The following is a 21,653-nucleotide window of genomic DNA, read 5'->3' as shown; positions in this document are numbered from 1 at the left end:
ATTACCAACACCACCCCGAAATCCGTTTTGAACCGGGGTTTGGGGGTTGGGTTTTGGTTTAATAGACCCGGGGTTCAGGGGGGGGGGGGGGTCGGGGGGGGGGCCGGTTCTCCGGCCCGCTCCGGTGTGGTTCGGAACAGCGCGATGAGAGCCGCGGCGGCGCCCGGGGGCGTGTTGTTCGGATCACCCCGGGTCCGTGATGCCAGCCACGGCGCCTCGCCACGTTGTCGCATCACCCGAGTGCGCCCAGTACGCGGGCAGTGCTCCGCCTTGCGGCGCGCCGCACCACGCCCCGCACCACACGCCGCGGCCTGATCCGAGGCGATCCGAACGACTCCCCCTGGACGTCGGCTGAGGCGTCGACTCAGGTGGTGTGGGCGTTGCTGGTCACGCGTCAGTCGCTTCGCCAAGTCGCTTTGCCAAGTCGCGTTGCCGGTCGCGCCTCAGTCGCTTTGCCGGTTCTCGCGTTCCCTTGGGGAAGGAGCACCCGCCTTCCGCTCGGCGCCAACTTCCCCGTCCCCTTTGTTGGTTGATCTTTCATCCCCGGGACATCCGCCACCGCTTGAGCGCTCAACGAGTCACGTGAGGGTGATCGGGGCATGCCAATGAAACCGCTTGCCCCACCCCCTCGCGGTCCCTCAGGAGGACGCAGTGCAGAAGAGCTCGCGCGTACGCAGGGCCTCTCTCATCCTCGGTAGCGCCGTCGCGCTGGTCGTCGCCTTCCCCGGCAGCGCGCTCGCCGCCCCGCCCAAGGCCCTGCCCGCCAACGCGGACGACTTGGAGAAGACCTGGCAGCCGGCGTACGACTACGACACGGACGGCTGCTACCCCACGCCCGCCATCGGCCCCGACGGGACGATCAACGGCGGCCTCAAGCCGTCGGGTTCACCCAGCGGCGAGTGCCACGACACCTCGGATCTCGACAACACCAACGGCTACTCGCGCGAGAAGTGCAACAACGGCTGGTGCGTGATCCTCTACGGCCTCTACTTCGAGAAGGACCAGGCCACGATCGGCGGGCATCGCCACGACTGGGAGCACGTGGCGGTCTGGGTGCAGAACAACCAGGCCAAGTACGTCTCCACGTCCGCGCACGGCGACTTCAACGTCTACAGCGCCGACCAGGTCCTGTGGGACGGCACACATCCCAAGATCGTCTACCACAAGGACGGTCTGAGCACCCACGACTTCCGGCTCGCGAACTCGGGCGACGAGCCGCCGGAGAACGGCTACCACACCTGGCAGTACCCGGCCCTGGTCGGCTGGAACGGCTACCCGGCGGGTCTGCGCGACAAGCTGAGCGCCTACGACTTCGGCAGCGCCAACTTCGGCCTCAAGGACGCCAACTTCGCCGCCCACCTCACGAAGGCCATGCCGGCGGGCATCTCGTTCGACCCCAACGCCTGACCGGTCGGGGGATCCTTCTTCGTCCCTGTCACACCTCCGCCCCCGGGCGCGTCAGGGAGACGGCGCCACCTACGTGGCCCGGTAGCGGTGTGACAGATGCGACAGGTGTGACAGGGGCGAGAAGGAGATGACGACATGGCTGTTCTGATGATGCGTGCCACGGTGAGGCCCGAGTGCGTCGACGAGCTCGAAGCGGCGCTGCGGAAGATGTTCACCGCGATCGGGGCCGCGCGGCCCAAGGGCGTGCGCTACGCCTCGTACCGGCTCCCCGACGGAGTCACCTACCTCGCGGAACTGGAGATCGCGGACGGGATCGAGAATCCGCTTTCCGCGATCCAGGAGTTCCGCGAGTTCCAGGCGGGCCTGAAGGCCTGGCTGGCCGTCCCGCCGTCCGCCGAGCGTTTCGAGGTGCGGGGCGCGTACGCCGCCTGAGGCCGTGCGGGTGTGCGGGTGTGCGTCCGGTAAAAGTCGACACGGATCGGTAAGAGCCGACACGAGTCGGTAAGAGTCGGTAAGAGTTGACGGGACTCCCGGCGCGCACCCCGTGCCGTGGCCCCCGCGCCGAGTAGGTTCCCGAGCAGGTTCGCCCCTGACCGGGCGGAAGGCGGGGGCGGGAAGGGGGCCGGGTGTGAGTACGTCCCGTACGGCCGGCGGCGGGTACTCCGCTACGCCGCTCGCCAAGAAGATCGGCGTCAAGGCCGGGCAGCGGGTGCGGCTGGTGCACCGGCCCGAGGGGTGGGAGATCCCCGGACTGCCGGATGGGTGTGCCGTGTCCGTGGGCGATGGGGGCGACGGGGCCGCGGGTGCCGATGTCGCCGTCGTCTTCCATCGGTCGTTGGGGGAACTGGTCGCCGAGGCTCCGGCGTTGGTGGACGGCCTCGCCGATCACGCGATGCTCTGGATCGCCTGGCCCCGCAAGGCGGCCGGGCACCGCAGCGACATCACCGAGAACGCCCTGCGTGAGATCTTCCTGCCGCTCGGGGTGGTCGACGTGAAGGTGGCCGCGCTGGGGGAGGACTGGTCGGGACTGAAGTTCGTACGGCGCAAAGAGCTTCGTACGACGTGAGTAAATGCGGAGAGCGCGAGGAAACGCGGCGTACCTGAGGGAGACCCAGGGTTAACAGCTAGCATCGCGGGCAGAGTTGTCGGCCTGGGATGGAGTGGTGTCGTGTCGGAAGGGCCTCGGATCGCCGTTGCCGTCGTGACCATGGGGAACCGGCCCGACGAGGTCGACGCGCTGCTCACCTCGGTGGCCAAGCAGGACGTCGCGCCCGCGCGGATCGTGATCGTGGGGAACGGGTGTCCCCTGCCCGAGTTCGCCGAGCGGCTGGGACTGCCCGGTGAGGTGACCGGCATCGAGGTCGACGAGAACCTCGGCTGCCCGGGCGGCCGCAACGTGGGCCTCGCCCGCCTCAGGGAGTTCGCGGACGTGGACGTCGTCGTCGAACTGGACGACGACGGACTCCTGGTCGACGCGGATGTGCTGCGCAAGGTGCGGGACCTGTACGCCGCCGATCCGCACCTGGGCATCGTCGGCTTCCGCATCGCCGACGAGAACGGGGAGACCCAGCGCCGGCACGTGCCCAGGGTCGGGGCCAAGGACCCGATGCGGGGCGGTCCGGTCACCGGGTTCCTCGGCGGCGGACACGCGTTGTCCATGCCGATGCTCGCCCGGATCGGGGACTGGCCCGCCGAGTTCTTCTTCGCGCACGAGGAGACGGACATGGCCTGGCGGGCCGTCGACGACGGGTGGACCGTGCTCTACGAGCCCGAACTGCTGCTCCAGCACCCCAAGACCTCGCCCGCCCGGCACGCCATCTACTACCGGGTCACCGCCCGCAACCGGGTCTGGCTCACCCGTCGCAGGCTGCCTCTCCCGCTCATCCCCGTGCACCTGGGAATCTGGATGCTGCTGACGCTCGCACGGACGCGGTCGCTCGGCGGGCTGCGGGCCTGGTTCGGCGGCTTCGCGGAAGGGCTGCGGCAGTCGGGCGGCGAGCGGCGGCCGATGCGGTGGCGGACGGTGTGGCGGCTCACGCGGCTGGGACGCCCGCCCGTCATCTGATGAACGCGGGCCGGTCGTACGCCGCTGCCCGTGTGCCGGTCGTACGCCTCTGCCCGTGTACGGGTCGCAGGTCTCCGCCCGTGTACGGGTCGCACGCCTCCGCCCGTGTGCGGGACGGCAAAAGCGGACGAGGGCCCCGGTCGCTCACCTCCGACGACCGGGGCCCTCTCTGTCCCCGGATCCGGCCACGGCGGCGACACTCCCCCGAGTTACGCGTTGTACGCGCGCACCGTCGGGCCAGATCCGATGCAGTGATCCCATCAGCCCGCGCCAACGGATCGCTAACATGTCGCCAACGGGTTTCCATCCGGAAACCCGGAAACCGGAAGTCGGTCGGCGTGAAGTCGTCGCAAGAAGGCGCGAAGTCGCCATGGGTGTGGTCGGTACCGGTCTGAACCGGTCGGGTCGGTCGCACGGGAAGGCAGTGGGGCGGGCTATGCGGTACGGGCTGCGGTTCGGGCTGCTGGGGCCGCCGGTGTTGTACGACGCCGACGGCGAGGTCCGTTCGATCGGCGGCGGCAAGATGCGCGCCCTGCTGGTCGCACTGCTCCTGGAGCCGGGCCGGGTCGTCTCGGTGGACGCGCTCAAGGACGCGCTGTGGGGCGGGGCGCCGCCCGCGTCGGCGCAGGCCTCGTTGCAGAACCACGTCACTCGGCTGCGGCGGCTCCTGGACGATCCGGAGCGGCTGCGGGCCATGCCGCCCGGGTATCTCCTGCGGGTCGGCGAGGGTGAGTTGGACGTGCGCGTCTTCGAGTCCCACGTCACGGCCGCTCGCGCCGCGCACGCCGGGCGCGACTGGGAGCGGGCGCTGCGCGAGGCCCTGGCGGCGCTCGCGCTGTGGCGCGGCACACCGCTCGGCGGGGTCCCGCCCGAACTCGGCGGACACGCGCTCGTCCAGCGCCTGGAGGAGGCACGGCTGCTCGTCCTGGAGTGGCGGTACGAGGCCGAGCTGCGGCTTACGGGGCCGGGTGCCGGGGGTGCCGGTACCGGCGGTGCGGGCGAGGGCACCGGTGGAGTCGGGCGAGCCGAGGGTGCCGGGGTCGGCTGGGTCTTCGGGGACATCACGGACATCGGGGACGCCGGGGTCTCCGCCGACGCGAAAGCAACGGAGGTCACCGGTGCCCCCAACACCTCCGGCACCACCCGACTCGCCGCCCTCGCACCCGAGTTGTCCGCGCTTGTCGCCGAGTACCCCCTGCGCGAGGCCTTCCACCGGCTGCTGATGCTCGTACTGCACCGCACCGGACGTCAGGCCGAGGCCCTGGCCGTCCACCGCGATCTACGGACCCGCCTGGTCGAGGAACTCGGTGTCGAGCCCGGCCCCGCGGTGCGCGCGGCGCATCTGGAGATCCTGCGTGAGCGGGCGGGGGACAGCGACGAGTCCGCACACGACCCGAACGGGAACGGGGTCGACGACGGAGACCGTACGGAGCGGGCCGCCCCGGCCCCGCCCCGGCCCGCCCAACTCCCACCCCCGCCCGGACACTTCACCGGCCGCACCGACGTACGCCGGGAACTGAACGTGGCCCTCGACACGGCCCGGCATTCCAGGCCTTCCGCTCCGGCCGTCGCCGTCATCAGCGGGATGGCCGGAGTAGGCAAGAGTGCCCTGGCGCTTCATGTGGCACACGGCCTGCGGGAACGATTCCCCGACGGCCAGCTGTACGTCAACCTGCACGGGGCCACGCCGGGAATGACCCCCCTCACCCCCGGCCAGGCGCTCGCCGCGCTGCTGCGCGACCTCGGTGCCGAGCCGCGCCGTATTCCCGAACACCCTGATGCCGCCGCCGCGTTGCTCCGCTCGATGCTGGCTCCGACGCGCACCCTGATGGTGCTCGACGACGCCGCGCACGCCGCGCAGGTACGGCCGCTGCTGCCCGCGGGCGCGGGGTGCGCGGTGATCGTGACGAGCCGTTCGCCGCTCACCGCGCTGGACGGCGTGCGGCGCTTCCCGCTCGCGCCGCTCTCGGTCGAGGACAGCGCGGCGCTGCTGCGCGCGGTGTCCGGACGGGTGGACGGCCTCGACGGCGCGCACCCCCTCGTCGAACTCACCGGCCGGCTCCCGCTCGCCCTGCGCGTGGTCGCGGCCCGTCTCGCCGCGCGCCGCGCGCTCACGCCGGACGTCCTCGCCAGTCAACTGACCGCCACCGAAGGACGGTTGCACCATCTGGAGTACGACGACCTGAGCGTCCGCAGATCCCTGGCCGTCGCGCTCGACGCGCTGCGTGCCTCGGAGCGGGAGGCCGACCAGGACGCGGCGCTCGTGCTGAGCGGCATCGGCGCGCTCGACCTCCCCGTGTACGGGGCGCCCCTGCTCGCCCGGCTCTCCGGCATCGCCGAGTTCCGTGCCGAGGCGGCCCTCGACCGCCTCGTCGACGTCGCGCTCCTGGAGGAGACGGCGTACGGCCGCTACGCACCCCACGACCTCGTCCGCGACTTCGCCCGGGAGATCGTGGGCGCGACGGACGGGGAGTCCGGAGACGGGGGCGCGGGCATCTGCGTGTCCGAGCGGGCGTTGCGCTGGTACGCCGGTGTCGCCGCCCGCTCCCTCGAAGCGATCGTCGAGCCGGGCCTCGACCGCGAGGACCGCAGCCGGCCGACCGCCGCGCAGCCGGCCGCGCACACGGTGGACGCCGCGGCCACGCCGCCGTTCTGCACCGCCAGGGACGCCTTCGCCTGGGGCGACCTGGAACTGGAGAACGTGGTGGCGCTGGTGGAGCGGTACGCGGACACATCCGCGTACGTTCCCGTGCTGGTGCGGCTGCTCAACCCCTACCTCCAGCGCAGCGGCCGGGTCCCGGAGTCGGAGGTGCTTCTGCGGGCCGCGCTGGGCGCGGCCCGGCGGCTCGGGGACGAGGCCGCGCAGGCGTACGCGCTCGGGGACCTCGCGGGGCTGCACTTCATGACCGGCCGCGCGAGCGAGGCGCTCACGTTGAACGACGAGGCGCTGGCGATCTGGCGGCGGCTCGGGGTGCTGTCGTGGATCCGGCGCGGTCTGAACAACCGCGGCATGCTCCTGGAGGGGCTGGGCCGCCACGCCGAGTCCAGTGAGGCGCTGCTGCAGAGCCTCGAACTCTCCCGGGAGCTGGGCGACCCGCACACCGAGGCCATCACCTACAGCCACCTCGGCAATCTGTACGAGCACACGGACGCCCGTGCCGCCATCGAGCACCACAAGCGCAGCCTGGCGATCGGCGACGCGATGGACGACGTGATCATCCGGCACTCCGCGCACTGCAACATCGGCTACGCCCACCTGACGCTCGGCGAACCGGCCGCCGCCGTACCGCACTTCGAGGAGAGCCTGCGCATCCTCGGCGGTCACGGCGACTGGCACGGGGAGTCGCAGACGCGGCTCGGGCTGGTGCGCGCGCTGCGCGGGGTGGGGGATGTCGAACGGGCCGCGCGCGAGTGCGATCTGCTGCTGTGCCGCGCCGACCAGCGCGCCGACCGGTACACCGGCGGGCTCGCCCGGCATCAGCTGGGGCTGCTGCTGCACGCGCAGGGGGATGCCGGAGGGGCGTACGGGCTGTGGAAGTCGGCGCTCGCGGCGCTGGACGGGACGGACAGCTCGGTGGTGGGAGCGCTGAAGGAACTCCTGGAGGAGGAGTAGGTCGGCCGGAGGAGACGGTCGCCCGGCCGAAAAGGTCACCTGGCGCAGGAGTTGGGTCGCCTGGCCGAGGAGCAGTCCACCGTCCTGGTCACTTCGCGTCCGCGTAGCACTCCACCACCGCCGTCGTGAACGGGAAGCGGACCGGGGTCTCGCCGAACGTCAGCCGTCCCGCCAGCTCCGCGGCCTCCCGGATCGCGGCCACGACCGCGTCCGCCTCCTCGGCCGGGCAGTGCACGATCACCTCGTCGTGCTGGAAGAAGACCAGTTCGGCGGCGAGGTCCGCGCAGGTGCGCCGGAGGGCGGCGAGCAGCAGCAGCGCCCAGTCGGCGGCGCTGCCCTGGACGACGAAGTTGCGTGCGAAGCGGCCGCGGGCGCGGGAGTTGGAGGAGGCGTAACCCGGTACCCAGCCCTGGTCTCCGAGGGCCTCGGCGGGTTCGTCCTGGGGGAGGCCCGCCTCCTCCGACGCGGCGTCGGACGCGCCGGCCGCCGGGGGACTCGTCCGCCCCAGCCACGTCCGTACGAGCCGGCCCTCCTCGCCGGCCTGCGCCGCGTCGTCCACGTAGGCGACGGCCCGGGGGAAGCGTCTTCTCAGCGCGGCCAGGTTCTTCAGGCCGTCGCCGGACGTCTGCCCGTACACCGCGCCGAGCACGGCGAGTTTGGCCTGCGCCCGGTCGCCGGCGAACGCCCGGTCCGACACCGACTGATACAGGTCGCTCTCCCGGCCCGCGACCTCCATCAGGCCGGGGTCGCGCGAGATCGCGGCCAGCACCCGCGGCTCCATCTGGTCGGCGTCGGCCACCACGAGCCGCCAGCCCGGGTCGGCGACGACGGCACGCCGGATCACCTTGGGGATCTGCAGGGCGCCCCCGCCGTTGGTCACCCAGCGGCCGGTGACGGTTCCGCCGGGCAGGTACTCGGGTCGGAAGCGTCCGTCGCGCACCCAGTCCTGGAGCCAGGACCAGCCGTGCGCCACCCAGATCCGGTACAGCTTCTTGTACTCGAGCAGCGGCTTCACGGCAGGATGCTCGACGGTCTCGATCTCCCACCGCCGGGTGGACTTGATCTTGATTCCGGCCTGGGCGAAGGCCTTGATGACGTCGGCGGGCAGGTCGGGGCGGACGCGTCTGCCGAAGGCGGCCGACACCTCGTCCGTGAGCTCGGCGAGGCGTCTGGGCTCGCCGCCGCCCACGTACCGCTCGCCGAGCAGTTCGTGCAGCATCTCGCGGTGGACGTCCGCGCGCCACGGCAGCCCGGTGCGGTTCATCTCGGCCGCCACCAGCATGCCCGCGGACTCGGACGTCGTCAGCAGGTGCATGCGCTCCGGGTGCGCCGTCGTGTCGTGCCGGCGGCGCTGATCGGCGTACACCGCCAGGAGGTCTTCCATCGGTACATGGACCGGGCGTGGCTCGAAGAGGGACGACTGCGAGCCGGGCTCGGCGGAGCGCTGCGGGGGATCCGGAGGCACGGGGCCGCCGCGCAGCCTTGCCAGCGCGGCGGCCGCCGAACGGGGTTCGCCGAGACGGCCCTCGTGGCCGAGCAGCAGTGTCTCGGCGGCCTCGATGTCGTAACACCGCTCCACTCGCACCCCCGCGGCGAGCAGACGCGGATAGACCTCGGCCGTGGACCGCCAGACCCACCGGACCACGTCGGGTCGCCCCCGCACGGCCTCGACCAGGTCCGCCTCCCTGTGCACCGGTCCCGCGGGCAGCCCGTCGGGGCCGAGGGGGGCGACCTCCGCACCACCGTCCTCGGCCGGCCCGAGAGCCCACCGGTCGCTCATGGTTCCGAGTCTCGCAGGGGGGTCTGACAACGGCCGCGGACGCGGCGTCCTACTGGTCCTTCTGGTCCTTCTGGTCCTTCTGATCCGGCTCGTCCTTCTGATCCGACTGGTCCCTCTGCTGTCCCGCCACCGTGATGAGCTCCAGCACGCGCGCGAGGTAGGCCTCCGCCGCTGTCTTGTCGATGCCGAGGCCACTGAGGACGCCGTTGCCGTTCTCGTACTCCAGGAGGGCCAGGAGGATGTGTTCGGTGCCGATGTAGTTGTGGCCGAGGCGGAGGGCCTCGCGGAAGGTGAGTTCCAGGGCCTTCTTCGCGGCGGGGCCGTACGGGATGAGCTCCGGGACCTCGTCGGCCGCCGGCGGGAGCGCCGCGGTCGCGGCCTCGCGGACGGCGTCCAGGGTCACGCCCTGCGCGGTGATCGCCTTCGCGGCGAGCCCCTCGGGCTCGGAGAGGAGGCCGAGGACGAGGTGCTCGGTGAGTCCCTCCGCGTTGCCCGCGGCCTTCGCCTCGTTGTGCGCGGCCATGACCGCGTTCCGGGCGCGGGGCGTGTAGCGGCCGAAGCCCTGGCTGGGGTCGAGGTCCGACTCGGCCTTGGGGACGAAGCGCTTCTGCGCCGCCTGCCGGGTGACCCCCATGCTCTTGCCGATGTCCGTCCAGGACGCGCCCGAACGCCGGGCCTGGTCCACGAAGTGGCCGATCAGGTGGTCGGCCACGTCGCCGAGGTGGTCCGCCGCGATCACCGCGTCCTGGAGCTGGTCGAGCGCGTCGGTGTGGACCTTCTTGATGGCCTCGATGAGGTCGTCGAGACGTACGGATGCCTTGGCAGGTGGGTTCGTCGTCATGTGTCAACCTTAGGTTGACAGGTGAGAGGTGTCAACCCGAAGTTGACACCCTCCGTGTCCCTGTCCACGCTTCCCTGTCCACAGGGTGTGGACGGTCCGGTTCGGAGGGCGTGACACGATCGACGCATGAGCAGTACGCCCAGCACCGTGGAGCGCGCCTTCGAGGCCGCGCTCTACGCCGACAGTGACGCGGCCCTCGACACGGGCGCCTCGCTGCTCGCCGCCGACCCCGCCTCCGACGCCGAACTCGCCCGCCGCGGCGAGGAGTTCGTCTCCGTGGCCTGGCGTCGCGGCTGGCAGCCCGCCGACGTCGTACGGATCGTGCGGCGTGAACTGGACGACGTACACCTGGAGCTGGTGTCGGAGCTGGTGCGCGCGGAGGCCGGCCGGGACCGGCGGCCCCGGGGCCCGCGCTGGGCGGCGCAGCTCGAAGAGCTCGACGCCCGCGCCCCGCGCACCGACCGCTTCTCACTCGCGACCGCCGCGCTGGAGCTGTACCGGCTGCTGCTCCGCCTCCCCACCCTCGAACCCCTCGACACGCACCTGTCTGACGTCACGTCACGGCACCCGGCCGCCCCGCAGGACTCCCGCATGCTCACCCGTATCCGCGCGCTGCTCGCCAAGGCCGAGGCGACCGGATTCCCGGAGGAGGCTGAGGCGCTGAGCGCCAAGGCCCAGGAGTTGATGGCCCGGCACAGCATCGACGAGGCGCTGCTCGCCGCCCGTACGCACGCCAAGGACGCGCCCGGCGCCTGCCGCATCGGTGTCGAGCCGCCGTACGAGACGGCCAAGGCGGTACTGCTGGACGCGGTGGCGGACACGAACCGCTGTCGCGCCGTGTGGAACGAGTCGCTCGGATTCTCGACCGTCGTCGGCTTCGAACCCGACCTGGAGGCCGTCGAACTCCTCTACACCTCGCTGCTCGTGCAGGCCACGGCCGCGATGACGAAGGCGGAGGCGGCTCAGCGCGCCGGGGGAAGGAAGCGTACGAAGAGCTTCCGGCAGTCGTTCCTGGCCGCGTACGCACACCGGATCGGCGACCGGCTGGCGACCGCCGCCGAGGAGGCCGAGGGAGAGGTCGCGTCGGAGGCCCCGGCGGGGGAGCTGCTGCCCGTCCTGGCGGCCCGTGACGTGGCGGTCAACGACCACATGGAGCGGATGTTCCCGGACACCGTCACCACCCGGCTGCGCGGGGTCAACGACGCGGCCGGGTGGCAGGAAGGGGCCGCGGCGGCGGACCGCGCCCAGGTCAGGGCGCGCCCGCCGCTTCGCTGACGCCTGGCTTCGGCCGGTCGGCGCAGCGTCTGTCGGCTTCGCCCGGTCGGCTGCGCGCTTTCCGGCTTTGGCCGGTCGGCTGAGCGCCTTCTGGCTTCCGCTGCACGGCTGAGCGGCTCCCGGCTTGCGCTGCACGGCTGAGCGGCTCCCGGCTTGCGCCGGACGGCGCTCAGTCGCCCGCGGGCTGGAACGAGCTCACGGAGGCGTTCGGGTCGTTCGGGCCGGTCTTGCCCGCGAGGGGGCCGTACGACCACTTGAAGCTCTGGGTGGTGGCGGCACCGGGCAGGCCGATCTTCAGCGTGGTCGCGGCGAGGCTCTTCCCGTCGCCCGCCGTGCCCCGTACGTAGGTGATCGTGAAGGAGGCGGTGCCGCTCGCCGCCAGCGTCTGCTTCGGCGGAGTCGCGGACTTCTCCTCGGGTACGTCCGCACTCGTGCCCCCGTCCTGCACCTTGACGGTGGGGAAGCCCTGGAGGGTGCACTCGGCACCCTTGTTGGTGAGCGTGACGGGCACGTTGCCGGTGTCGCCGGCGGCCGGCGCGGCGTTTGCGGGGCCGACCTGGATGCCGATCTGGTCGATCTTGCAGGCCGTGGAGGCGGCGGCGGACGAGGAGGCCGTCGAGGCCTTCTTGCCGCCGTCACTGTCGCTGCTGCCGCCGCTGTCGCAGGCGGTCAGGGTGAGTGCCGCCGCGGCGGCGACGACGGCGATCGGAAGGGCGCGCATGGGTTTCCCCCTGGGTTCGTGAAGGTGCTCATGGATCATCACGCAGACCGGTGGGCACGCGTTGCGCGGCCCCCCTGTCGCACACCTCTCCCGTGCCGCATATGTCCCGAATGCGGTCTGAAAGGTCGCCCTACGTCGACGGAATGAGCGACGGACACGCGAACGGGCCGCGGAGCCCCAGGGGTTGCGCGGCCCGCTGCCAGGAGCAGGTCGGGTCGGGTCGGAGCAGGTCAGGGCGGGGTCGGGCCGGTCAGGAGCCCAGACTCGCCGTCGGCAGTCCCGACGGGAGCTGACCGCCCTCGGCCTTCGTGTACGACTCCTTGCCGAGCTTCCCCGACCAGGTGACCTTCAGTGTCGTGCTGTTCACGGAGTCGACCATGCCCGTCGCGCGGTCCTTGTCCCCGTCCGTGCACTTGAGGTGGATCATCTGCATGCCCGCCTCGTCACCGGCGGTCCCGGTGCACACGGTGCCGCCCGTCGTGAAGAGCCCGGCCTGCTTGCCGGTGATCACCAGCGCCACGGCCTTGCCGCCGGTCGTGGCCACCCAGCTGCCCTCCAGCTTGCCGGCGGCGGCCGTCGGAGTGCCCGAGCCGCCGCCCGTGCCGGCCGTCCCCGAAGCGGACGCGCCGGGACTCGCGGAGCTGTTGCCGGAGCCCGACCCCGAGTCGCTGCTGCACCCGGTCAGCGCGAGCGTGCCCGCCAGACCCGCGGCCAAGGCCAAGGCCGCGCCCCGGGTCCGCCGACGCGGAAGGGTCGCCGAAGTCGCCGATGTCACTGAAGCCCCCAAGGGTGATGGTGTCGCTGGGGTCGCCGGAACGACCGCAGCAAGCTATCAGCCGCACTCGCGAACACCCTGAGCGTGACATCGGGAGAACTTACGAATCTTCTGAGGGAGTCGGCGGGTCGTGGTTCCGAGCGGGTGTCGGGTCATGGTTCCGAGGGGGCGTCGAGTGACCGTTCCGAGGGAGTTGGCGAGGAATCGGGAGTGCCTCGCCGGCGCCGTCGGACGCGGCGCGCTACCAGGATGACTTGCGGACACCCGGCAGGAAGCCCGCGTGCGCCTGCTCCCGCAGATTCACCCGGGACAGCCCGAAGGTGCGCAGGTAGCCGCGGGGGCGGCCGTCCACGCTGTCCCGGTTGCGAACGCGGGTGGCGCTCGCGTCGCGCGGCTGGCGGCGCAGTTCCTCCCGCGCGGCGGCCCGTTCGGCCTCGGTCGAGGACGGCCGGCGGAGGATCTCCTTCAGCTCGGCACGCCGCGCCGCGTACCGGGCCACGACTTCCCGGCGCCGCTCGTTCTTCGCGATCTTGCTCTTCTTCGCCATCAGACCTTCACCCCGCGGGCCCGGATCCTGGCCACGGCCGCCTCGACGCCGATCGCGTCGACGGTCTTGATGCCCTTCGCGCTCAGCCGCAGCCGTACGTGACGGCCCTCGCTCGGCAGCCAGTAGCGCTTGCGCTGGACGTTCGGGTCGAAGCGGCGGGACGTGCGCCGGTGGGAGTGGGAGATGGAGTTGCCGAAGCCCGGCGTGGCGCCGGTCAGCATGCAATGCGCGGACAAGGGTGGCGCACCTCTCTCTGAGACGTCTTGGAAATGGGAGTCATTTTCATTAAGATACCAGCCATGGCACGCAACGAACTCCGTCCCGTCATCAAGCTCCGGTCCACGGCCGGGACCGGCTTCACGTACGTCACCCGCAAGAACCGGCGCAACGACCCGGACCGGATGACCCTGCGCAAGTTCGACCCGGTAGCCGGCCGGCACGTCGACTTCCGAGAGGAGCGCTGACCGTCATGCGCAAGGGAACCCACCCGGAGTACGGCCCCGTCGTCTTCCGCGACCGCGCCGCGAACCACGCCTTTCTCACCCGCTCGACGCTCGCTGCCACGGCGGGGGAGAAGACGATCGAATGGGAGGACGGCCACACCTACCCGGTGGTGGACGTCGAGATCTCGAACGTGAGCCACCCCTTCTACACGGGCAACGCGCGGGTGCTGGACACCGCGGGCCGGGTGGAGCGTTTCGAGCGCCGGTACGGAGCGGTCGGGTACGCGCTCGGCAAGGCGGGCGTCCAGGCGCTCGGTAAGGCGGGCGGCGAGGCGGGCGGCAAGCGCGGCGGTGCCGGCTGATGCCGTCCTCGCACCTCTCCGTCGTGATCGTCGGCGGCCTGCACGCGGATGCGCGGCGGGCCGCCGTCGCACGGCTGCTCGCCGACGTTCCCGGCAGCGTCGCCCTCCACCACGACCTGGCGACGGCAGCGGCGGGCACGGTCGTCCGTACGATCCGGGACGCCAACGGCATCGTGTCGGCGGGCGAGACCCCGCTCGTCAACGACTGCGCGTGCTGCGCGCTGCGCGAGGATCTGGTGCCGGAGCTGTGGCGCCTCGCGGATGCGGGCCTGACGAGCCTGGCCGTCGTCGAACTGTGGGACTCGGTCGAGCCCAAGGCCATGGCCGAGGTCGTCGTGGCGGGCGGGCTCCGGCTGACCTCTGTGATCACGGCCGTCGACCCGGCCCTGCTCCTGCCCTACCTCGCCAACGGCGACGACCTCGCCGAGGTCGGCCTCGCCGCGGCCGCCACCGATCGGCGCACGGTCGCCGACACCTTCGCCCGCCAACTGGAGTACGCCCCCGTCCTCGCCGTCGCCGCCTCGGAACAGGCCGACGACGAGGACCGCGCGCTGCTGGTCCAACTCCATCCCACGGCCCTCCAGGTCCCGATCGTCGAACTCGACGTGACGGGTGGCGAGGCCCGGGAAACCAACTGGTTCGCGCGGGCCCGGACCCCGGCCGCGGGCTGGACCCCACCGGGATGGGACGCGGACCCCGTCGACACGAAGGACACCGCTCCGGCCGACCCGCTCGGCCCGAGTGCGACTGACGCGCCGAGCGGGGGCGGGAGCCCGGGCGTGGCCGCCGGGCCGGACACCGCCCCCGGTGCGGACGGAACCGACGGCGCCGACACGGCTGCCGATACGGCTGCCGGTGCCGGCGCCCGTGGTCTGGAGGCTGGCCCCGCTGTGAACGGTGCGAGCCCCCGGTCTGAGGGGGTCGGCTCCGGTGTTGGTGGTGCGGAACTCCGATCCGAGCGGTCGAGCCCCACTGTTGGTGGTGCGGAACTCCGATCCGAGGGGCCAGGCTCCGTTGTTGGTGATGCGGAACTCCGATCTGAGCGGTCGAGCCCCACTGTTGGTGGTGCGGAACCCCGATCTGAGCGGTCGAGCCCCACTGTTGGTGGTGCGGAACCCCGATCCGCGGGGCCAGGTTCCGCTGTTGGTGGTGCCGAACCCCGCTCTGACGGGATCGGCCCCGCTGCGGGCGGTGCCGAACCCCGGTCCGCGGGAACCGGCTCCGCCCTCGTCGACGCCGCGTTCGCCGGGTTCGACGTCGAAGCCGCGGCCGCGGCCCAGCACCCGGCCTGTGCGCTGCTGCCGGCCGAGGCCGACGAGGCCGGTGTCGGCACGCTCGTATGGCATCGGCGACGACCGTTCCACCCCGAGCGGCTGTACGCGGCGCTGGAGGACCTGACCTGCGCGGCCGCGCGCAGCCGGGGGCGGTTCTGGCTCGCCGACCGGCCCGACACCCTGCTGCACTGGGACGCGGCCGGAGGCGCGCTCTGCGTGGAGAGCGCGGGCCCCTGGCTCGCCTCGCTCCCGGACGCCGCGTGGGACATGGTCCCGCCCGTCCGTCGCGCCGCCGCCGCGCTCGACTGGCACCCGGAGCACGGCGACTGCTGCCAGCACCTCGTCTTCACCTCGCCGGGGCTCGACCGCGAGGGGCTCGAACTGCTACTGGAGTCCTGCCTGTTGACCGACGCCGAGTACGCCGCGGGCCCCGCCGCCTGGAAGCGACTCCCGCCCGCCTTCGACTCCCTCCTGGAGGTCTGACCCATGGCCCGCAAGCCGGCAGCCAAGCCCGCCACCAAGTCCCGCCCCAACCCGCTGGACCGCGACGGGATCACGTACATCGACTACAAGGACACCGACCTGCTGCGGAAGTTCATCTCCGACCGCGGCAAGATCCGCAGCCGCCGGGTCACCCGGGTGACCGCGCAGCGGCAGCGGATGCTCGCCCGCGCGATCAAGAACGCGCGTGAGATGGCGCTGTTGCCCTACTCCGGCACCGGCCGCTGATCCCACCCGGCCGACACGCTTCATACGGAGAAGGGGGCCTCAGCCCGTCCAGGCCCTGGCCGACCACATGGACACCGAAGCCGCGGTCGAGGCCGAGACTGAACCCGGCGGCGGCAAGTCATGAACCCTGTCCCGGACCGAGACCTGCCCCCGTTCCGGAGGGCGATCCGCCTCTCCGGCATCGTTGACGTGCGGATTCTCGCGTACAGCCGGAACGGATGCCGTGCGTCCGGTGGGCCGACGCCGATCCGGTGACCCCTCCGGATTGGGCCATTACGTGAACGTTGAAACTCGAAGGGCCCGGTACGCGTCTCTTCTTAATGCATGAGGGATTCGACCCGGACGACCCTGCACGGATGATGGGGCGGAAGATCATGCACGGGGGGCTGGAGATCGCATGTCATGCGTTCTCCGGGGCAGACGCTGGACCAGACGCAGCCCGGCGAGTACCAGGCAGTAGTCGGGCGGTCAACACGCCGTAGTCAAATGGCGGTAAAAGCTGTAACCGTGGGACCACCCCCCGTGCACGTGCATCTGCCCATGCATCTGCACATGAACAGAGCTATGATCCGGGGCAGTTGGCCACTGCATCAATGGCCACATCGGCCACTGCACGACCGGGGAGCGACCTGTGGACCACGACGTGTACGACGTGGATGACCTGCATGACGTGTACAACGGCATGGCTGCGACCGAGCTGACCGGGGTGGCCTGGCAGAAGAGCAGGCACAGCAACTCGCAGGGCTCCTGCGTGGAGTTCGCGAGGCTGCCCGGTGGCGACGTGGCGGTGCGGAACTCGCGGTTCCCGGAAGGGCCCGCGCTCGTCTACACCCGCGCCGAGATCGAAGCCATGCTCCTGGGCATCAAGGACGGCGAGTTCGACCACCTGATCGCCGGCTGACGTGAGCCGACGTCACACGCCTGGACGCGCATTCGGGCGGGGCAACCGGCATAACTGACCGCAACTGCCTTCTCGCGGCGCGTAACGCGCGTAGAACCGCGGCGCCAAAAAGCGCCGCGGTTCTCTATTCGGCCGAAACCCCGCCGACGGCCGGCTGCGGAAGCCGGAACAGCGCCCATACGACCTTGCCGCTGAGCGTGCCCGCGAGCGGGTGCCAGCCCCAGCTGTCGGCGAACGAGTCGACCAGGAACAGGCCGCGGCCCGACTCCGCCGAGAAGTCCTCCGAGTCGCCCGCGACCGGGCTGTCGTGGCTGGGGTCGCGCACCGCGCACACCAGACGTGAGGTCCACCGCATCAAGTGCAGCCGCACGGGCGGGCCTTGGTCGTCCGAACGGGGTGTGTCCGAGGGCAGGGCATGCCGCAGCGCGTTGGTCACGAGCTCGGAGACCACCAGACAGACGTCGTCGAAGCGCTCGCCGATGTCCCACTGGTCCAGCGTTCTGCGGGTGAACTGCCGAGCTTCGCGCACCGCTTCGTAGCGCGCCGGCAGGGCGCAGGAAGCGGCGTTGGACACGGCCGCGGGGTCGAGCGGCGGAAGTCCCTGCCGTAAGGGCTCGAGCATGGTCGATCCATTCGTCCCCATGCGAGGCACTCCCGGGTGTTCGCGGTCGTTGCGATGCAGCGGTGGCGCGAGGACCATGGTTCCGAATGCGTACAGCAGATGCAAGGGCAGATGCACGTGCACGCGCCCGAATTAGACCTTCCTTCACCCTTTCTTGGTCATTTCTTCTGTCACCTTCTTCCCGCTTGTTGACCCTCTACTGATCTTTTCCTGTGTGGCCCCTTTGGAGTCTTTCCGTTTCTGTAACTGAACGAGTACTGCTTGAAGTGTTTTAGTGGCAGACTTCGGCCCTTGAGGACGGTTGGGGAGGCGGACGAACGTGAGCGCTGGTGAGTCGAGCGGCTCGGTGGTGCGGCGCATGCTGCTGGGGTCACATCTGCGGCGCCTGCGGGAGTCGCGCGGAATCACCAGAGAAGCGGCCGGTTACTCGATCCGTGCCTCCGAATCGAAGATCAGCCGCATGGAGTTGGGACGGGTGAGCTTCAAGACGCGCGACGTCGAGGACCTGCTGACGCTGTACGGCGTCACCGACGAGGCCGAGCGCACGTCGCTCGTCTCCCTCGCCAAGGAGGCCAACGTCGCGGGCTGGTGGCACAGTTACTCGGACGTCCTGCCCAGCTGGTTCCCGACCTACGTCGGCCTGGAGGGCGCGGCCCATCTGATCCGGTCGTACGAAGTCCAGTTCGTGCACGGCCTGTTGCAGACGGAGGCCTATGCCCACGCCGTCGTCGCGCGCGGCATGCAGGGCGCCTCGCCCGCCGACATCGAGCGGCGCGTCGCGCTGCGCCTGGAGCGGCAGAAGTACCTCGTCTCCGAGAAGGCCCCGGAGTTCCACATCGTCCTCGACGAGGCCGCGCTGCGCCGCCCGTACGGCGACCGCGAGGTGATGCGGGGGCAACTCCAGCATCTGATCGAGGTGTCGGAGCGTCCCAACGTACGACTTCAGGTCATGCCGTTCAGCTTCGGCGGCCACTCGGGCGAGAGCGGTTCCTTCACCATTCTGAGCTTCCCGGAGTCCGACCTGTCGGACGTCGTCTATCTGGAGCAGCTCACCAGCGCGCTCTACCTGGACAAACGCGAGGACGTCACCCAGTACGAGGGCGCGCTCAAGCAGTTGCAGCAGGACAGCCCCGGGCCCTCCGAGAGCCGCGATCTGCTGCGGGGACTGCTCCAGCTCTCCTGATCTTCCCCTCACCACCTCCGGCGAGTCTTCACGGTCTGTTCGCCTGTGAGTCTTCATGGACTCTTCGGAGGTGCTCTCCAACTCCCTTTGGACGCAAGTACGATGACGTCTGATCAGACGTTGATCGGATGTGTCTGCTGACTCAGACTCGGATGTCTGCCTCGGCAGCAAGGGGATTGAGGGAGCGCATGTCGTCCTACTTCACCGACTTGGCCCAGCAGTACATCGACGGCGAGTGGCGCCAGGGCACCGGCTCCTGGGACATCATCGATTTCAACCCGTACAACGGCGAGAAGCTGGCGTCGATCACCATAGCCACGGTCGACGAGGTCGACGAGGCCTATCGCGCCGCCCGGCGCACCCAGAAGGAATGGGCCGCGACCAACCCGTACGCCCGTCGGGCCGTCTTCGAGAAGGCCCTGCGCATCATCGAGGAGCGCGAGGCCGAGATCACCGAGGTGATCATCGCCGAGCTCGGCGGCACCCACCTCAAGGCGGGCTTCGAGCTCCACCTCGCCAAGGAGTTCCTGCGCGAGTCGATCCAGCTGGCGCTGCGTCCCGAGGGCAAGATCCTCCCGTCGCCGATCGACGGCAAGGAGAACCGCCTCTACCGCGTCCCCGTCGGCGTCGTGGGCGTGATCAGCCCCTTCAACTTCCCCTTCCTGCTCTCCCTGAAGTCCGTCGCGCCGGCCCTGGCGCTCGGCAACGGCGTGGTCCTCAAGCCGCACCAGAACACCCCGATCGTCGGTGGCTCCCTGGTGGCGAAGGTCTTCGAGGACGCGGGCCTGCCCGGCGGTCTGCTCAACGTCGTCATCACCGACATCGCCGAGATCGGCGACGCCTTCATCGAGCACCCCGTCCCGAAGGTCATCTCCTTCACCGGTTCCGACAAGGTCGGCCGCCACGTCGCCACGGTCTGCGCCTCGCACTTCAAGAGCGCGGTGCTGGAGCTCGGCGGCAACAGCGCCCTGGTGGTCCTCGACGACGCGGACATCGACTACGCCGTCGACGCGGCGGTCTTCAGCCGGTACGTCCACCAGGGCCAGGTCTGCATGGCCGCCAACCGCGTTCTCGTGGACCGATCGATCGCGGACGAGTTCACCGAGAAGTTCGTCGCCAAGGTGAAGACGCTGAAGGTCGGCGACCCGAGCGACCCCCAGACGATCATCGGCCCGGTCATCAACTCCTCCCAGGCGGACTCGCTCACTGGCGCGGTCGACCAGGCGATCGCCGAGGGCGCCACGGCCCTGGTGCGCGGCGCCACCACCGACAACCTCGTCGAGCCGACCGTCCTGACGGACCTGCCCGCCGACTCCGCCATCCTCCGGCAGGAGATCTTCGGCCCGGTCGCGCTCCTCGTCACCTTCGACGGCGAGGAGGAGGCCGTACGCATCGTCAACGACACCCCGTACGGGCTCAGCGGCGCCGTGCACACCGCCGACGTCGAGCGCGGTGTCGCCTTCGCCAAGCAGATCGACACCGGCATGTTCCACGTCAACGACGGCACCGTCCACGACGAGCCGCTGGTCCCCTTCGGCGGCGAGAAGCACTCCGGCATCGGCCGCCTGAACGGCGAGACGACCGTCGACGCCTTCACCACCCAGAAGTGGATCTCGGTCCAGCACGGGCGCAGCTTCTTCCCGTTCTAGGGCTCCTTCCGTTCGGAGACTCAGAGACTTTTCGTCGCCCGGGCCCTTGCGGACAGAAGCTGACCGCAAGGGCCCGTACGTTCATCGGTGTCAGGCAGGGGATGCCCGGCAGGCAGACCGATGAAGGGCGGCGATCATGGTTACTCACGTTTCGGCGGAGACTCCCGGCGACGAGCGCGGAGCACTGCTTTCCTTCCTGGAGGCCGAGCGCGGCGGGATCCGCCGGGCCCTGATCGGCCTGACGCCGGAACAGGCCACGAGCAGGCCGAGCGCGAGCGAACTGTCCCTGGCCGGACTGCTCAAGCACGTCGCCGAGACCGAGCAGGCCTGGATCGCCCGCGCCAAGGGCGAGCCGCCCGCCGTCGAGCGGGACGAGTCGACCTGGCACGAGTGCTTTGCGCTCGTCGGCGAGGAGACCGTCGAGTCGCAGCTCGCGTACTGGGAGAAGGTCGCCGCCGAGACGGAGGCGTTCATCCGCTCGGCGCCCAGCCTCGACGAGACCTTTGCACTGCCCGTAGCCCCCTGGTTCCCCCGGGAACGGGTCTCGATGCGCTGGGTGGCGCTCCACCTGATCCGCGAGACGGCTCGGCACGCCGGCCACGCCGACATCATCCGCGAGTCCCTGGACGGCGTCACCGCCTTCGAGCTGGTCGCCCGCGCGCAGGAGGGCTGACGTACGCGCCCTCATCCGCCCCCATAACCTGGACCCCATGTCAGCGATCCGTCTCCTGGTGCTGGGTGCCGTCCGCCAGCACGGGCGGGCCCACGGCTACCAGGTGCGCAACGACCTCGAGTACTGGGGCGCGCACGAGTGGTCCAACGCCAAGCCCGGCTCGATCTACCACGCGCTCAAGCAGATGGCGAAGCAGGGACTGCTGCGCGCCCACGAGATCGCCCCGTCCACGGCGGGCGGCCCGCCGCGCACCGAGTACGAGATCACGGACAAGGGCACCGAGGAGTACTTCACGCTGCTGCGCCGGTCGCTGACCGCGTACGACCAGAAACCGGACATCCTCTCGGCCGCGCTCGGCTTCATGGTCGACCTCGGCCGTGCGGAGACCCTCGAACTCCTCCAGGAGCGGGTGCGCGCCATCGAGGAGTGGCGCAAGTCCGTCACCGGGTACTACACCCCCGAGGACGGCCCCGGACAGCTCGGCCACATCGGCGAGATCATGAACTTCTGGGTCCACTCCGCCGACTCCGGAGCACAGTGGACCCGGGGCCTGATCGAGCGCATCCGGGGCGGCGCGTACACCTTCGCCGGGGAGGGCCGGCCCTTCGTCGGCGTCCTGGTGGACGGCGAGGAGAACCCGTACGCGACGGGAACCCCGCACCCCGGCGACCAGGAGTAGCCACGTCCTCCGCCGGACGGGTCCTAGGCCCTGTCGTCAAATTCCCGTCTGCCCCGCGACGCCATGCACGTACTCTCGCCGCACCGGGCACAGACCCAAGTACGTCCAGTACGA

20 protein-coding genes and 3 pseudogenes are annotated in these 21,653 nt (G+C 70.8%); 16 read left to right on the top strand and 7 right to left on the bottom strand.

The genetic code is table 11. The annotated features are described in order from the left end of the window. The first annotated feature begins 651 nt into the window (after window positions 1–651). From ACFVWD_RS16670 to ACFVWD_RS16650, 5 genes are all read left to right on the top strand, one after another. Window positions 652–1,407 carry an NPP1 family protein gene (locus tag ACFVWD_RS16670; protein ID WP_352049981.1) on the top strand — a complete coding sequence of 252 codons (756 nt, stop codon included), beginning with the start codon at window positions 652–654 and terminating at the stop codon, window positions 1,405–1,407. A 135-nt stretch (window positions 1,408–1,542) separates the two neighbouring features. Further along, a complete protein-coding gene (locus ACFVWD_RS16665; protein WP_389596791.1) occupies window positions 1,543–1,839 on the top strand; it encodes a hypothetical protein in 297 nt (98 codons plus the stop codon). A 196-nt stretch (window positions 1,840–2,035) separates the two neighbouring features. Beyond that, on the top strand, window positions 2,036–2,473 hold the full coding sequence (locus ACFVWD_RS16660) for a DUF3052 domain-containing protein (protein WP_389596789.1): 438 nt from the start codon (window positions 2,036–2,038) through the stop codon (window positions 2,471–2,473). Between the two features lie 102 nt (window positions 2,474–2,575). After that, window positions 2,576–3,472, top strand: coding sequence for a glycosyltransferase family 2 protein (locus ACFVWD_RS16655; RefSeq protein ID WP_389596787.1), 897 nt, complete (start codon window positions 2,576–2,578; stop codon window positions 3,470–3,472). 436 nt (window positions 3,473–3,908) lie between these two features. Next, entirely contained in the window at window positions 3,909–7,085 is a 3,177-nt protein-coding gene (locus tag ACFVWD_RS16650) for a BTAD domain-containing putative transcriptional regulator (protein WP_389596786.1), read from the top strand. 88 nt (window positions 7,086–7,173) lie between these two features. Here the strand turns inward: ACFVWD_RS16650 and ACFVWD_RS16645 are convergent, their stop codons facing one another. Beyond that, the gene (locus ACFVWD_RS16645; RefSeq protein WP_389596784.1) at window positions 7,174–8,865 is read right to left on the bottom strand and encodes a bifunctional 3'-5' exonuclease/DNA polymerase; all 1,692 of its coding nucleotides are present in this window, start codon (window positions 8,863–8,865) and stop codon (window positions 7,174–7,176) included. Window positions 8,866–8,914: 49 nt separating this feature from the next. Beyond that, entirely contained in the window at window positions 8,915–9,706 is a 792-nt protein-coding gene (locus tag ACFVWD_RS16640; protein WP_389596782.1) for a Clp protease N-terminal domain-containing protein, read from the bottom strand. A gap of 126 nt (window positions 9,707–9,832) precedes the next feature. On the opposite strand from ACFVWD_RS16640, the gene ACFVWD_RS16635 reads away from it, so the two are divergent. After that, window positions 9,833–10,981: a DUF2786 domain-containing protein gene (locus tag ACFVWD_RS16635; protein ID WP_389596780.1), complete on the top strand. Its 1,149-nt coding sequence runs from the start codon at window positions 9,833–9,835 to the stop codon at window positions 10,979–10,981. Window positions 10,982–11,150: 169 nt separating this feature from the next. On the opposite strand, the gene ACFVWD_RS16630 is transcribed toward ACFVWD_RS16635, so the two are convergent. The 4 genes from ACFVWD_RS16630 to rpmB all read right to left on the bottom strand — a co-directional run bounded on the left by ACFVWD_RS16630 (window position 11,151) and on the right by rpmB (window position 13,260). Continuing rightward, window positions 11,151–11,702: a DUF4232 domain-containing protein gene (locus ACFVWD_RS16630; protein WP_389596779.1), complete on the bottom strand. Its 552-nt coding sequence runs from the start codon at window positions 11,700–11,702 to the stop codon at window positions 11,151–11,153. Between the two features lie 250 nt (window positions 11,703–11,952). Next, entirely contained in the window at window positions 11,953–12,423 is a 471-nt protein-coding gene (locus ACFVWD_RS16625) for a hypothetical protein (RefSeq protein ID WP_389596777.1), read from the bottom strand. Window positions 12,424–12,718: 295 nt separating this feature from the next. Further along, window positions 12,719–13,024 carry a 30S ribosomal protein S14 gene (gene rpsN, locus ACFVWD_RS16620; protein WP_060899625.1) on the bottom strand — a complete coding sequence of 102 codons (306 nt, stop codon included), beginning with the start codon at window positions 13,022–13,024 and terminating at the stop codon, window positions 12,719–12,721. After that, complete coding sequence (gene rpmB, locus ACFVWD_RS16615; RefSeq protein WP_389596775.1) at window positions 13,024–13,260, bottom strand: 50S ribosomal protein L28; 237 nt, start codon at window positions 13,258–13,260, stop codon at window positions 13,024–13,026. Before rpmB ends, rpsN begins: the two co-directional genes overlap by 1 nt. 63 nt (window positions 13,261–13,323) lie before the next feature. On the opposite strand from rpmB, the gene rpmG reads away from it, so the two are divergent. The 6 genes and pseudogenes from rpmG to ACFVWD_RS16585 all read left to right on the top strand — a co-directional run bounded on the left by rpmG (window position 13,324) and on the right by ACFVWD_RS16585 (window position 16,733). Continuing rightward, window positions 13,324–13,488, top strand: a complete 165-nt coding sequence (gene rpmG / locus ACFVWD_RS16610) for a 50S ribosomal protein L33 (RefSeq protein WP_030846000.1) — start codon at window positions 13,324–13,326, stop codon at window positions 13,486–13,488. 5 nt (window positions 13,489–13,493) lie between these two features. Continuing rightward, a pseudogene (locus tag ACFVWD_RS16605) lies at window positions 13,494–13,739 on the top strand (type B 50S ribosomal protein L31); the annotation flags it as partial. Window positions 13,740–13,828: 89 nt separating this feature from the next. Beyond that, a pseudogene (locus ACFVWD_RS16600) lies at window positions 13,829–14,314 on the top strand (cobalamin biosynthesis protein CobW); the annotation flags it as partial. A gap of 741 nt (window positions 14,315–15,055) precedes the next feature. Further along, a pseudogene (locus ACFVWD_RS16595) lies at window positions 15,056–15,586 on the top strand (GTP-binding protein); the annotation flags it as partial. A gap of 3 nt (window positions 15,587–15,589) precedes the next feature. Next, window positions 15,590–15,832, top strand: coding sequence for a 30S ribosomal protein S18 (gene rpsR, locus ACFVWD_RS16590; RefSeq protein ID WP_389596773.1), 243 nt, complete (start codon window positions 15,590–15,592; stop codon window positions 15,830–15,832). 631 nt (window positions 15,833–16,463) lie between these two features. After that, window positions 16,464–16,733, top strand: coding sequence for a DUF397 domain-containing protein (locus ACFVWD_RS16585; protein ID WP_389596772.1), 270 nt, complete (start codon window positions 16,464–16,466; stop codon window positions 16,731–16,733). Between the two features lie 124 nt (window positions 16,734–16,857). Here the strand turns inward: ACFVWD_RS16585 and ACFVWD_RS16580 are convergent, their stop codons facing one another. Continuing rightward, the gene (locus ACFVWD_RS16580; protein ID WP_389596770.1) at window positions 16,858–17,355 is read right to left on the bottom strand and encodes an ATP-binding protein; all 498 of its coding nucleotides are present in this window, start codon (window positions 17,353–17,355) and stop codon (window positions 16,858–16,860) included. A 358-nt stretch (window positions 17,356–17,713) separates the two neighbouring features. On the opposite strand from ACFVWD_RS16580, the gene ACFVWD_RS16575 reads away from it, so the two are divergent. From ACFVWD_RS16575 to ACFVWD_RS16560, 4 genes are all read left to right on the top strand, one after another. Beyond that, complete coding sequence (locus ACFVWD_RS16575; protein ID WP_389596930.1) at window positions 17,714–18,538, top strand: helix-turn-helix domain-containing protein; 825 nt, start codon at window positions 17,714–17,716, stop codon at window positions 18,536–18,538. A 188-nt stretch (window positions 18,539–18,726) separates the two neighbouring features. Further along, window positions 18,727–20,187 (top strand): aldehyde dehydrogenase family protein, encoded by a 1,461-nt coding sequence (locus ACFVWD_RS16570; RefSeq protein ID WP_389596769.1) that lies wholly within the window; start codon window positions 18,727–18,729, stop codon window positions 20,185–20,187. Between the two features lie 136 nt (window positions 20,188–20,323). After that, window positions 20,324–20,860: a DinB family protein gene (locus ACFVWD_RS16565; protein WP_389596768.1), complete on the top strand. Its 537-nt coding sequence runs from the start codon at window positions 20,324–20,326 to the stop codon at window positions 20,858–20,860. A 37-nt stretch (window positions 20,861–20,897) separates the two neighbouring features. After that, window positions 20,898–21,539: a PadR family transcriptional regulator gene (locus tag ACFVWD_RS16560; protein WP_101399879.1), complete on the top strand. Its 642-nt coding sequence runs from the start codon at window positions 20,898–20,900 to the stop codon at window positions 21,537–21,539. Window positions 21,540–21,653: the final 114 nt, after the last annotated feature.

The organism is Streptomyces sp. NPDC058086 (genome assembly GCF_042885015.1).
Classification (GTDB): domain Bacteria; phylum Actinomycetota; class Actinomycetes; order Streptomycetales; family Streptomycetaceae; genus Streptomyces.
Note: the sequence above shows the minus strand (reverse complement) of the source record. Positions and strands in the feature narration are given on the sequence as shown.